The 14,542-nt window shown below is 71.2% G+C and carries 1 protein-coding gene; it reads left to right on the forward strand.

Annotated features, from left to right (window positions below; translation table 11 throughout):
• Positions 1-30 precede the first annotated feature (30 nt).
• Entirely contained in the window at positions 31-14,538 is a 14,508-nt protein-coding gene (locus BCF44_RS58475) for a type I polyketide synthase (protein ID WP_281283083.1), read from the forward strand.
• The last annotated feature ends 4 nt before the right edge of the window (positions 14,539-14,542 follow it).

Consider the following 14,542-nt stretch of genomic DNA (forward strand, 5'->3'; position numbering starts at 1 on the left):
TCTCCGATCGAACTGATGGGGTGGCGTGGGGTGTCCAACGAGGAGAAGCTTCTCGACTACCTCAAGCGAGCGACGTCCGATCTGCGGGAGGCCCGCAAGCGGCTGGCCGACGCCGAGCGGCGCGAGCAGGAACCGATCGCGATCGTCAGCATGGGCTGCCGATTCCCGGGCGGGGTGGGCTCCCCGGAGGACCTGTGGCAGCTGGTGGTCGACGAGGTGGACACCGTGGGATCCATGCCCACGGACCGGTTCTGGGACCTGGACGGCAGCTACGACCCCACGCCCGGCGCCCCGGGCAAGATCTACTCCAGGGACGGGTCCTTCCTCGACGACGCCGGCGGCTTCGACGCGGAGCTGTTCCGCATCAGCCCGCGCGAGGCGGCGGAAATGGACCCGCAGCAACGGTTGCTGCTGGAGACGGCGTGGGAGGCGTTGGAGCGGGCCGGCATCGACCCGACGTCGCTGAAGGGCAGCCGCACCGGCGTGTTCGCCGGCGTCATGTACCACGACTACGGCGCCGGCACCTCGGACGGCAGCATGGTGTCCGGCCGCGTCTCGTACACCCTGGGGCTTGAAGGCCCGGCGGTCACTGTGGACACCGCCTGCTCGTCGTCGCTCGTTGCCCTGCATCAGGCGATTCGCGCTCTGCGGGCCGGTGACTGCGCGCTGGCGCTGGCCGGCGGCGTTACCGTGATGGCGACACTGGAGACGTTCGTCGAGTTCTCCCGCCAGCGCGGATTGTCGCCGACCGGTCGCTGCCGGGCGTTCGCCGACGGTGCCGACGGCGTCGGCTGGGGCGAGGGCGCCGGCATGCTGCTGCTGGCGCGGTTGTCCGACGCGCAGCGGCTGGGCTACCCGATTCTGGCCGTGGTGCGGGGAAGTGCCGTCAACCAGGACGGGGCGTCGAACGGCATCACCGCGCCGAACGGCCCGTCGCAGCGGCGGGTGATCCGTCAGGCATTGGCGTCGGCCGGCATCGGTCCGTCCGATGTGGACGTCGTCGAGGCCCACGGCACCGGCACGACGCTCGGTGATCCGATCGAGGCGCAGGCCCTGCTGGCGGTGTACGGGCAGGAACGCACGGAGCCCCTGTGGCTGGGGTCGATCAAGTCGAACATGGGGCACACGCAGGCGGCCGCCGGCGTCGCCGGGATCATCAAGATGGTCATGGCGATCCGGCACGGCGTGCTGCCGAGGACTCTGCACGTGGACTCGCCGAGTTCGCACGTCGACTGGACTGCGGGTTCGGTTGAGCTGTTGACGGAGTCCCGGGCGTGGCCCGCGGTGGAGCGCCCGCGTCGCGCGGGCGTCTCCTCCTTCGGCATCTCCGGCACGAACGCGCACGTGATCATCGAGCAGGCTCCGGTCGTCGAGGCCGTCGAGCGCTCCGTCGATCCGCGACCGGTGCCGTGGATTCTCTCCGGCAAGACCGCCGCGGCCTTGACGGATCAGGCTTCTCGCTTGTCCACCGTGGATACGCTTCCGGTGGATGTGGCGTACACGCTGGCGACCGGCCGGGCCGCGATGGAACAGCGCGCGGTGGTCGTCGGCTCGTCGCTGGACGAGCTCGTGTCCGGGCTTGCCGGCGTGGCCGGGGTGACGGCCGACGCCGGGAAGACGGCATTCCTGTTCACCGGTCAGGGTGCACAGCAGATCGGCATGGGGCGGGAGCTGCACGCGGCGTTCCCGGTGTTCGCCGAGGCCTGGGACGCCGCGATCGACTGCGACGCGGTGTGGGGCGACGACCAGGAGGCGTTGAACCAGACCGGAAACGCCCAGCCCGCGCTGTTCGCGTTCGAGGTGGCGCTGTTCCGGCTGCTGGAGTCCTGGGGCGTCAAGCCGGACTTCGTGGCCGGTCACTCGGTGGGTGAGATCGCGGCGGCGCATGTCGCCGGGGTGTTGTCGCTGGAGGATGCGCGGACGTTGGTGTCCGCGCGGGGACGGTTGATGCAGGCGCTGCCGGCCGGCGGTGCGATGGTTGCCTTACAGGCGGCCGAGGACGAGGTTGTGCTGCGGCCCGGGGTCGGGATCGCGGCGGTGAACGGTCCGCAGTCGGTGGTGATCTCCGGTGACGAAGCGGCCGTGCTGGAGATCAAGGCGGAGTTCGAGGCGTTGGGGCGCAAGACGTCCCGGCTGAAGGTGTCGCACGCGTTCCACTCGCCGCTGATGGAGCCGATGCTGGCGGAGTTCCGGAGTGTCGTCGCCGGCCTGACGTTCAACGAGCCGTCGTTGCCGGTGGTCACCACGTCGGCCGGCGGCGGGCGGTGGAGCGAGCCGGAGTACTGGGTCGGGCATGTCCGCGAGGCGGTGCGGTTCGCGGACGCGGTGCTGGGGCTCAGGGCGGAGGGCGTGACGCGGTTCGTGGAGGTCGGGCCCGACGGGGTGCTGACCGGGATGGCCGCGAACTGCGTCGAGGACGCGGTTTTCGTTGCCACGCAACGGCGTGGTCGGGCCCAGGAGCGCGAGCTGGTCGCGGGCGTCGCGCAGGCGTGGGCCCACGGTGTGCCGGTGGACTGGGAGGCGTTCTTCGCCGGGCGGGGCGCGCAGCGCGCCGACCTGCCGACGTATGCCTTCCAGCACCAGCGGTTCTGGGTGAACTCGGTCTGGACGCAGGGTTCGGACCTGGGCTCGGCCGGCCTGGCGCCGGTCGAGCACCCGCTGCTGGCCGCGGTGGTCGCCGCACCCGAGGGCGACGGCGTCGTGCTGACCGGCCGGCTGTCCACCCAGACCCAGCCCTGGCTGGCCGATCACGACGTGCTGGGCACGGTGATCCTGCCCGGCACGGCGTTTTTGGAGCTGGCGATCCAGGCCGGCGACCACGTCGGCTGCGACCTGGTGGAGGAACTGACCTTGGAGGCGCCGCTGGTGCTGCCCGAGCGTGGCGGCGTGGCGATCCAGGTGGTGGTGGGCGCGGCCGACGCGGACGGCGCCCGCCAGGTGAGCGTGCACTCGCGCGTCGAGGACCCCCTTAATGCCGACTCTGGGCTGCCGTGGACGCGGCACGCTCTCGGCATCCTCACGGTGGGTGCGTCGGTCCCGGTTGCGGAGCTGGCCGAGTGGCCGCCGGCCGGCGCTTCGCGCGTCGACATCGACGGTGCGTACGACCAGCTCCTCGGCCGTGGTTACGCCTACGGCCCGGTGTTCCAGGGGCTGAAGGCGGTGTGGCGGCGCGGCGACGAGATGTTCGCGGAGGTGGCGCTGCCCGAGGGCGCCGAGGCGGAGCGGTTCGGGCTGCACCCGGCGCTGCTCGACTCGGCGATGCACGGGGAACTGTTGGGAGACGGCGACACGGAGTTGCCGTTCTCGTGGGGCGGCGTGTCGCTGCACGCCGCCGGTGCGTCGGCGCTGCGGGTGCGGATGGCGCCCGCTGACGGCGGTCTTTCCCTTACCGTGGCGGATTTGACCGGTCAGCCGGTGCTGACGGTGGCGTCCCTGGCGTCGCGGCCGGTGACCCCCGCGCAGCTTTCCTCCGCCGAGCCGCTGTACGAGTTGGTGTGGCAGCCCGCGGTTTCGGGATCGGCTGTCGATCCCGATGTTGTCGTCGAGCACGTCGTGTCGGCTGAGGGCGACGTGCTCGACGGCGTCCGCACGGTGGCCTCCGTTGTGTTGGAACGCATCCGTGCGGCGCTCGTTGGCGAGGACCGGGTCGCCTTCGTCACCCGTGGCGCGGTTTCCGTCGGCGGCGAGGACATAGACCTGGCGATCGCCCCGGTGTGGGGCATCGTCCGCGCCGCGCAGGCGGAGAACCCCGGCCGTTTTGTCCTGGTGGACACCGATTCCGACGATGTCGCGGCGGCTTTGGCTCTGGGTGAGCCGGAAGTCGCGGTGCGCGGCGGGTCGGTGTTCGTCCCGCGGCTGGCCCGAGTGGCCGCCACCGCCGGCTCTGTATCGATTGACTCTGGGGCAGCCGACGGCACGGCCCTGGTCACCGGTGGCACCGGCGGCCTCGGTGCGCTGTTCGCCCGGCATCTGGTGGCGGAAAGGGGTTTCCGCAGCCTGGTGCTGACGAGCCGGCGCGGCATCGAGGCCCCCGGAGCCGCCGCACTGAAGTCCGAGCTGGAGGCACTCGGCGCCACCGTCACGGTTGCCGCGTGCGACGTCAGTGACCGGGACGCGCTGGCCTTCCTGCTGGAGGGCATTTCCGACCTGAAGGCCGTGGTGCACGCGGCCGGCGTCGCCGAGAACGGCCTGGTGCAAGCGGTTACCGCCGAGGAGTTGGACGCGGTGCTGCGGCCCAAGGCCGACGCCGCGTGGTACCTGCACGAGCTGACCCGCGGCCTGGACATGTTCGTGCTGGTCTCCTCCGTCGGTGGCCTGTTGCTCGCCGCCGGGCAGGCCAGCTACGCCGCCGCGAACGTGTTCCTGGACGGCCTGGCCCAGCACCGGCGGGCGCTCGGGCTGCCGGCGACCTCCCTGGCGTACGGGCTGTGGGGCGTCGAGGCAGGGCTCGGGGCCGAGCTCGGCGATACAGACCTGGAGCGGATGCGGAAGTCCGGCCTGCCGGCGTTGTCCGAGGCCGAGGGCCTGTCGCTGTTCGATGCCTCCCTGGACTCCGGTTCCGCGAACGTCGTGCCGGTCAAGCTCGATCTCGCCACGTTGCGCACCCGCGAGGTGCCGCACGTGCTGCGTGGCCTGGTGCGCGTGCCGCAGCGGCAGGCGGCGCGAGCCGGTTCGGTCACGGGCAGCTCGCTGGCCGACCTCAGCGACGACGCGCTGCTGGACCTGGTGCGCAAGCACGTCGCCGCGGTGCTCGGGCACGCGTCCACCGACGCGATCGAGCCGGACCGCGCGTTCCAGGAGCTGGGCTTCGATTCCCTTGCGTCCGTTGAGCTTCGCAACCTGCTCGGCGGCGAGACCGGCCTGCGGCTGCCGGCGACGCTCGTGTTCGACTACCCGACCTCCCGCTCGGTGTCGGAGTACCTGCGCGAGAAGCTCGGTGGCGCCAAGGCCGTCACCGCGGTTCGGGCGGTGTCGCCGCTGGACGACGACCCGATCGTCATCGTCGGCATGGCCTGCCACTATCCGGGCGGCGTCAACTCGCCCGAGGACCTGTGGCGGCTGGTCGCCGACGGCGGCGACACCGTCGGCCCGTTCCCCACGAATCGCGGCTGGGACCTGGCCAACCTGTTCGACCCGGAGCCCGGCAAGCCCAACAAGACGTACGCGCGCGACGGCGGCTTCCTCCACGACGCAGCCGAGTTCGACGCCGACTTCTTCGGCATCAGCCCGCGCGAGGCCGTGCTGATGGACCCGCAGCAGCGGCTGCTGCTGGAGACCGCGTGGGAGACGTTCGAGCGCGCCGGCATTGATCCCCGGTCGCTCAAGGGCTCTTCGACCGGCGTGTTCACCGGCATGATGTACCACGACTACGCCCTGAACAGCGCCTCCGGCGCCATCGCGTCCGGCCGTGTCTCGTACAGCTTCGGCTTCGAGGGCCCGGCCGTCACTGTCGACACGGCGTGTTCGTCGTCGCTGGTGGCGCTGCACCTGGCGATTCAGGCGCTGCGGTCGGGGGAGTGCTCGCTGGCGCTGGCCGGCGGCGTGGCCGTGATGGCGACGCCCGAGATGCTCATCGACTTCTCCACCCAGCGCGGACTTTCCGCCGACGGCCGCTGCAAGTCGTTCGCCGGCGCGGCCGACGGCACCGGCTGGTCCGAGGGTGTCGGCCTGATCCTCGTCGAGCGCAAGTCCGACGCCGAGCGGCTCGGGCACCCCATCGTCGCCGTGATTCGCGGTTCCGCCGTCAACCAGGACGGCGCCTCCAACGGCCTCACCGCCCCCAACGGTCCCGCGCAGCAGCGGGTCATCCGTCAGGCGCTGGCCAATGCCGGCCTCGACACGTCCGATGTGGACACCGTGGAGGCGCACGGCACCGGCACCAAGCTCGGCGACCCCATCGAGGCGCAGGCCCTGCTCGCGACCTACGGTCAGGATCGGTCGGAGCCGCTGTGGCTGGGGTCGATCAAGTCCAACATGGGCCACTCCCAGGCGGCGGCCGGTGTCGCCGGCATCATCAAGATGGTCATGGCGATGCGGCACGGCCTGCTGCCCAAGACCTTGCACGTCGACGAGCCCACGCCCCATGTGGATTGGGCCGCCGGCAATGTCCGGCTGCTGACCGAGTCGCGGCCGTGGCCGTCGGTCGATCGGCCCCGCCGGGCGGGCATCTCGTCGTTCGGGTTGAGCGGCACCAACGCGCACGTGATCGTCGAGCAGGTGCCGGCGGCCGAGCCGGCCCCCGCCGAGTCGTCCCGAGTCGTGCCCCTGCTGGTGTCGGGCAAGACCCCCGAGGCGCTGGCCGGCCAGATCGCCGGGCTTTCGGATGCGGGCGGCAGTCTGCTGGATATTGCATACACGCTGGCGGTGGAGAGGGTGGCGTTCGACCACCGGGGCGTCGGCCTCGACCGGGAGAACTTCGTGGCCGGGGCGGTGCGCCCGGGGAGGACGGCGTTCCTGTTCACCGGTCAGGGTTCCCAGCGCATCGGCATGGGCCGCGAGCTGCACGCGGCGTTCCCGGTGTTCGCGGCCGCCTGGGATGCGGCGATCGATGGCGACGTTGCCTGGGGTGAGGACCAAGAAGCCCTCAACCAGACCGGCAATGCGCAGCCTGCCCTCTTCGCGTTCGAGGTGGCGCTGTACCGGCTGCTGGAGTCGTGGGGGATGAAGCCGGACTTCGTCGCAGGTCACTCCGTGGGTGAGATCGCGGCGGCGCATGTGGCCGGAGTCCTGTCGCTGGAGGATGCGAAGGCGCTGGTCAGTGCCCGTGGGCGGTTGATGCAGGCGTTGCCGGCCGGTGGCGCGATGGTCGCCGTCCAGGCCACCGAGGACGAGATCACGCTGGTCGACGGCGTCGGCATCGCCGCGGTGAACGGCCCGCAGTCGGTGGTGATCTCCGGTGTTGAAGATGCCGTGCTCGCGATCAAGGCGGAGTTCGAGGCCAAGGGGCGCAAGGCGACGCGGTTGAAGGTGTCGCACGCGTTCCACTCGCCGCTGATGGAGCCGATGCTCGACGAGTTCCGAGCCGTCGTGGAAACGCTGACCTTCGCCGAGCCGGAGCTGGGCGTTGTCACGACCTCCGCCGGTGGCGGGGCGTGGACCGAGCCGGAGTACTGGGTCAACCACGTGCGGGCGGCGGTCCGGTTCGCCGACGCGGTGACCAGCCTCAACGCGCAGGGCGTGACGAAGTTCGTCGAGGTCGGACCGGACGGGGTGCTGGCCGGCATGGGGGCGAACTGTGTCGAGGACGCGGTGTTCGTCGCCACCCAGCGCCGCGAGCGGCCCCAGGAGCGGGAGCTCGTCGCCGGCATCGCGCAGGCCTGGGCGAACGGCGTGATCGTCGACTGGGCGAAGTTCTTCGACGGCACCGGCGCGCGGCGCACGGAGCTGCCCACGTACGCCTTCCAGCGGCAGACGTTCTGGATGACGTCGGCGAACTCCGGCGGCGACGTGACGTCGGTGGGGCAGATCGCGGTGCAGCACCCGCTGCTCGGCGCGGCGGTCGCCTCCGCGGAGACGGACGGCGTGGTGCTCACGGGCCGGCTGTCGGTGGAAACCCAGCCGTGGCTGGGGGATCACGACGTCCTCGGCGCGCTTCTGTTGCCGGGCACCGCCTTTGTGGAGCTGGCGTTGCAGGCCGGCCACCACGTCGGCTGCGATGTGGTGCAGGAGCTGACCCTCGAGGCGCCGCTGATTCTGCCGGAACGCGGCGGCGTCGCGGTGCAGGTGGTTGTCGACGGCGCCCGCAACGTCGGCATCTACTCCCGTATCGACGACCGCGAGTGGACACGGCACGCCACCGGCGTGCTCGACACGGAGGCCGCCGTACCCGAAACCCTCGACGAGTGGCCGCCGCCCGGCGACGCCGCCGACCTCGACGGGGCGTACGAGAACCTCGCCGATCAGGGGTACGCCTACGGCCCGATGTTCCAGGGGCTCAAGGCGGCCTGGTTCGACGGCGACGACACGTACGCCGAAGTCGCGCTGCCGGCGGGGGCCGACGCGGAGCGCTACGGCATCCACCCGGCGCTGCTCGACTCGGCCCTGCACGCGCAACTGGTCGCGATCGAGGAGTCCGGCGACACCCAGCTCCCGTTCGCCTGGAACGGCGTCACCCTGCACCGCGCCGGCGCGTCCGAGCTGCGCGTGCGGATCCGCCGCACCGGCGACGACTCGGTGTCCGTGCTGGTCACGGACATCACCGGCGACCCGATCCTGTCCGTCGACTCCCTGGTGTCGCGGGCGGTGTCGACCGAGCAGCTCAGCGTCGACCGCCAGCACGATTCGCTCTTCCACGTCGTCTGGACGCCGGTCCCGGTATCCGGCACCGAGGAGGCGACGATCGAGGTCGTGCCGCCCGACAACGCGCTGGAACACGTTCTCGGCCGCGTGCAGGACTGGCTCGCCGACGACAGCAACGCCGACAACCGGCTGGTGTTCGTCACGCGCAACGCCGTCGACACCGACGCCGTCGACCTCGACGTGGCGCCGGTCTGGGGCCTGGTCCGGTCGGCGATCGCCGAGAACCCCGGGCGCTTCGGCCTGATCGACACCGACGGCGACGACGTCACCGCGGCGATCGCCCTCGGCGAGCCGGAAGTCTCGGTGCGCGGCGGCGAACTCCGGGTGCCGCGCCTGGCCCGCGTGACGGAACTCAACGGCAGCACCGAATTCGGTGACACCGTGCTGATCACCGGCGGCCTCAGCGGTCTCGGCGCGCTGTTCGCCAAGCACCTCGCGTCTCAAGGCGTGGCCAACCTGGTGCTGACCAGCCGGCGCGGCGCGGACGCCCCCGGTGCCGCCGAGCTGACGCGGGAACTGGAGGCCCTCGGCGCTTCGGTGGCCGTGAAGGCCTGCGATGTCGCCGACCGGGACGCGGTTGCCGCGCTGCTCAAGGGAATTCCGCGGCTCAGCGGCATCGTGCACGCGGCCGGCGTGCTCGACGACGGCGTGGTCTCCGCGCTGGACGCCGACCGGTTCCGCACGGTGTTCGCCCCCAAGGCCGACGCCGCCCGTCACCTGCACGAACTCGCCGGCGACCTCAAGGCGTTCGTGCTGTTCTCGTCGGTCGCCGGCACTTTCGGCGGCACCGCGCAGGCGAACTACGCTGCCGCCAACGTCTTCCTGGACGCCCTCGCCGAGCACCGGCGGGCGAACGGGCAGCCGGCGGTGTCGCTGGCGTGGGGACCGTGGGCGCAGGTCGGCGGCATGGCCGACCTGCTCACCGCCGCCGACCTCCAGCGCCTGGAGCGCGCCGGCATGCCGGTCCTGCTGCCGGAAGAAGGCATTGGCCTGTTCGACAGCGCGCTCAAGGCCGGCCTCGCCACGGTGGTGCCGTTCCGGCTCGACCTGAGCACGCTCCGCGCGCAGGCCGCGGTGCAACCGCCGATCCTGCACGGCCTGGTGCGGGTCCCGACGCGGCGGACCGCCGGCGGTGGCTCGTCGCTGGAGCGCCGGCTCGCCGGCCTCGACACCGGCGAGCGGGAGCGGCTGCTGGTTGCCTTGGTACGCAAGCATGTCGCCGACGTGCTCGGGCACGCGACCGTCGACGCCGTCGACCCGGACCGCGCGTTCAACGAACTGGGCTTCGACTCGCTGTCGGCCGTCGAGCTCCGCAACCAGCTCGGCGCCGAGACCGGCCTGCGGCTGCCGGCCACCCTGGTCTTCGACTACCCGACCACCCGCGCCGTCGCCGGGTACCTGGTCACCACGTTCGCCGGCGCGGCCAAGACGACCAAGGCCCGCGCGAAGTCCACTTCGGACGAACCGATCGCAATCGTCGGCATGGCCTGCCGATACCCCGGCGGGGTGACCTCGCCGGAGGACCTGTGGCAGTTGGTGGTCAACGGCGTGGACGCGGTCACCGACTTCCCGACCGACCGCGGCTGGGACACCGAGCGGATCTACGACCCGAGCGGCGAGCGCCCCAACACCACGTACACCAAGCGGGGTGCCTTCCTGCACGACGCCGCGCTGTTCGACCCGGGATTCTTCGGCGTCAGCCCGATCGACGCGCTGGAGATGGACCCCCAGCAGCGGCTGCTGCTGGAGACCGCGTGGGAGACGTTCGAGAGCGCCGGCATCGACCCGGGACCGTTGCGCGGCAGCGACACCGGCGTGTTCGCCGGCATGATGTACCACGACTACAAGGTCAACAACAACACGGGTTCCATCGCCTCCGGCCGCGTTTCCTACACGTTCGGCTTCGAGGGCCCGGCGGTCACGATCGACACCGCCTGCTCGTCGTCGCTGGTGGCTCTGCACTGGGCCATCCAGGCGCTGCGGACCGGTGAGTGCTCGCTGGCGCTGGCCGGCGGTGTCGCGGTGATGGCGACGCCGGAGACGTTCGTGGAGTTCAGCAAGCAGCGCGGGCTTTCGCCGGACGGCCGCTGCAAGTCCTTCGCCGGAGCGACGGACGGCACCGGCTGGGGCGAGGGCGTCGGCCTGATCCTGATCGAGCGGCTCTCCGACGCCCAGCGCAACGGTCACAACGTCCTGGCCGTGGTGAAGGGTTCCGCGATCAACCAGGACGGCGCCTCCAACGGTCTGACCGCGCCGAACGGTCCCGCGCAGCAGCGGGTGATCCAGCAGGCGCTGGCCAACGCCGGGCTCGCCGCCGCCGATGTCGACACCGTCGAGGCGCACGGCACCGGCACCACCCTGGGCGATCCCATTGAGGCGCAGGCACTTCTGGCGACCTACGGCCAGAACCGCACCGAGCCCCTGTGGCTGGGGTCGATCAAGTCCAACATGGGCCACACCCAGTCGGCCGCCGGTGTCGCCGGCATCATCAAGATGATCATGGCGATGCGGCACGGGGTGCTGCCCAAGACCCTGCACGTGGACGTGCCGACCCCGCACGTCGACTGGACCGCCGGCAACATCGAGCTGCTCACCGAGGCGCGGGAGTGGCCGGCGGTGGATCGCCCGCGCAGGGCGGGCATCTCGTCGTTCGGCATCTCCGGCACCAACGCCCACGTGATCATCGAGCAGGCGGTTCAGGAGGTGCCGGAGCGGGAGATCGCCCCGCGCCCGGTGCCGGTGATCGTCTCCGCGAAGACGGCCGACGGCCTCAAGGCACAGGCCGCACAACTGTCCGCAGCGTTGAATTTCTTGGGGAACGGCGAACCGCTGGACGTCGCCTACTCGCTGGCGACGCTGCGGGCCCCGCTGGAGCACCGCGCGGCGTTCGTCGCCGAGGACCGGGACGGCCTGACCCGGGGCCTGGTCGACATCACGGATGCGGTCGCCGGGCAGGGGCTGACGGCGTTCCTGTTCACCGGTCAGGGGTCGCAGCGGATCGGCATGGGCCGGGAGCTGTACGAGAAGTTCCCGGTGTTCGCGGCGGCCTGGGACGCGGCGATCGATGGCGACGTCGTCTGGGGTGATGACCAGGAGGCGTTGAACCAGACCGGCAACGCCCAGCCTGCGTTGTTCGCGTTCGAGGTGGCGCTGTACCGGCTGCTGGAGTCGTGGGGGATGAAGCCGGACTTCGTCGCAGGTCACTCGATCGGCGAGGTCGCGGCGGCGCATGTCGCCGGGGTTGTTTCGCTTGAGGATGCCCGGAAGCTGGTGTCGGCTCGGGGCCGGTTGATGCAGGCGTTGCCGGCCGGCGGCGCGATGGTCGCCATTCAGGCCACCGAGGACGAGATCACCCTGGTCGACGGCGTGGGGATCGCCGCGATCAACGGCCCGCAGTCGGTGGTGATCTCCGGTGTTGAAGATGCCGTGCTCGCGATCCAGGCGGAGTTCGAGGCCAAGGGGCGCAAGACCTCGCGGTTGAAGGTGTCGCACGCGTTCCACTCGCCGCTGATGGAGCCGATGCTCGACGAGTTCCGGAGCGTCGTGGAAACGCTGACCTTCGCCGAGCCGAGGATCCAGGTCGTCACGACCTCCGCCGGTGGCGGGGAATGGCACCAGCCCGAGTACTGGGTCAACCACGTGCGGGCGGCGGTCCGGTTCGCCGACGCGGTCACCAGCCTGAATGAGCAGGGCGTGACCAAGTTCGTGGAGATCGGGCCGGACGGTGTGCTGACCGGCCTGGCGCAGGGCTGCCTCGACGACGGCGCCTTCGTCGCCACCCAGCGGCGCGACCGGGACCAGGAGCGCGGGCTGGTCGCCGGCGTCGCGCAGGCCTGGGTGAACGGCGTGCACGTCGACTGGGCGAAGTTCTTCGCCGGCCGGGAGGCGCGCCGCGTCGAGCTGCCGACCTACCCGTTCCAGCACCAGCACTTCTGGGTCAACTCGGTGATCTCCGACGGCGCCGACGTGAACTCCGCCGGCCTGGACTCGGTGGACCACCCGCTGCTCGGCGCGGCCATCCCGGCCGCGGAGGGCAACGGCGTGGTGCTCACCGGCCGGTTGTCGCCGGAAACCCAGCCGTGGCTGGCCGATCACGACGTGCTGGGCAGCATCCTGTTCCCCGGCGCCGGTTTCGTCGAGCTGGCGCTGCAAGCGGCCGCCCGCACCGGCTACGACCTGATCGAGGAGCTCACCCTCGAAACCCCGCTGGTGCTGCCCGAGAACGGCGACGTGGCGATCCAGGTCGTCGCCGGCGACAACAGGGTCAGCGTCTACTCCCGCGGCGAGGACGGCTGGATCCGGCACGCGACAGGCATTCTCGGCACGGGTGCGCCGGCCGGCGAGACGTTCGACATGCCGGCCGGCACGCCGATCGACCTCGACCCGCTCGCCCTGGGCTTCGGCTACGGGCCGGCGTTCCAGGGCATCCGGGCGGTGCGGGCCGGCGACGACATCTTCGCCGAGGTCACGGTCCCCGACGCCGATGACCGGTTCGCGCTGCACCCGGCCCTGCTGGAAACGGCCCTCCAGCCCACGCTCAACGACACGGTGTTCCCCGCTTCCTACAAGGGAATCGCCGTCCACCGCGCGGGAACCTCCGCCATCCGTGCGCGAATCAACGGCACCGTCACGCTGGCCGACGACAGCGGCCCGGTGGCGACCATCCAGGGCATCGAGTACCGGCCGATCACCGCCGACCAACTGGCCAACATCGGCAACGACCTGTACAAGATCGACTGGGTCGCCGCGCCGACTGCCCGTCCCACCGACGAGACGTGGTCGGCCGAGCTGCCCCTCGCCGACTGGTCCGAGTGGTTGCCGACCCTCGAAGCCCCGGACGTCGTGCACGTGGCGTGCCCGGCCGACGGCACGCCCGCCGACGCCGAGATCGCCGCGACGCAGCTACTGCACCTGATCAGGGCATACGAGGGCAAACTTGTGCTCACCGGTCACAACGGCGCGCTGTGGGGCCTGATCCGGTCGGCGCAGGAGGAAAGCCCGGGCCGGTTCGTGCTCGTTGACACCGACGGCAGCGTGGAGGCCAAGAAGGCCGTCGACACCGGCGAACCCGAGTTGAGGATCCGCGACGGCAAGATTCTCGTGCCGCGGCTCGCTGCCGCGCCGCCCGGAAGCGACCGCAAGATAGGCGACACCGTGCTGATCACCGGCGGCAAGGAGGGCATCGGCAAGGCCATCGCCGACCACCTGACCGCCAGGGGCGTGAAGGTCCTGCACAAGCCCGGCAAGCGCAAGGTCGACACGGTGATCCACGCCGAGTCGCGCACCGACAACGCCCTGCTCGCCGACATGACCGACGATCAGCTGCACAGCGTGCTGGCCACCGTCGACGGCGCCTGGAACCACCGTGACGCCAACCTGATCCTCGTCTCGTCGGCGACGAGCCTGCTCCTCGGCACCGGCCAGGCCAACTTCGCCGCCGCCACCGGCTACCTGAACTCCCTGGCCGAGAAGCACAATGCCAAGGCGATCGCCTTCGGTCCGCTGGACAACGGCGACGAGGCCTACGCGGAACGCATGCGCCGCATGGGAACCCCGGTGATCACCTCCGACGAGATCGGGCCGCTGTTCGACCAGGCGCTCACGGTGGACGGCTCGCTCACCGTCCCGTTGAAGCTGGACAAGGCATCGCTACGGGCCCGGCCCGAGGGCCTGCCGACGCTGCTGCGCGGCCTGGTCCGCATGCCGGCCCGGCAGCAGCAGGCCGACACCTCGATCCGCGAACGGCTGGCCGAGCTGCCCGAAGCGGACCGCGAACGGCTGCTGCTCGACCTCGTCGGCAAGCACGTCGCGGCGGTGCTCGGCCACGACGCGTCGACGATCATCGAGCCGGACCGGGCGTTCAAGGAGCTGGGCTTCGACTCGCTGACCGCCGTCGAACTGCGCAAACAGCTCGGCCTGGCCACCGGCCTCCAGTTGCCGGCCACGCTGGTCTTCGACTACCCCACCTCCAAGGACGTCGCCGAGCACCTGCGCGAACTGCTCCAGCCGGGCGAGTTCGACCCGGCCCAGCAGCTGTTCGCCGAGATCGGCCGGCTGGAGGCGTCGCTGCACGCCACGGATGTGAACGGCTCCCGGCCCCGGATCACCGCCCGACTGGAGGCGCTGCTCCGGAAATGGCGCGACAACGAGGAAATCGCCACGGGTTCGGAGGGGAGTCTGGACGAGGCGACGGACGACGAGCTGTTCGCCGCGCTGGACGACGAACTCGGCATTTCCTGACCAC

Source organism: Kutzneria buriramensis, from assembly GCF_003387475.1.
Taxonomy (GTDB): Bacteria; Actinomycetota; Actinomycetes; order Mycobacteriales; family Pseudonocardiaceae; genus Kutzneria; species Kutzneria buriramensis.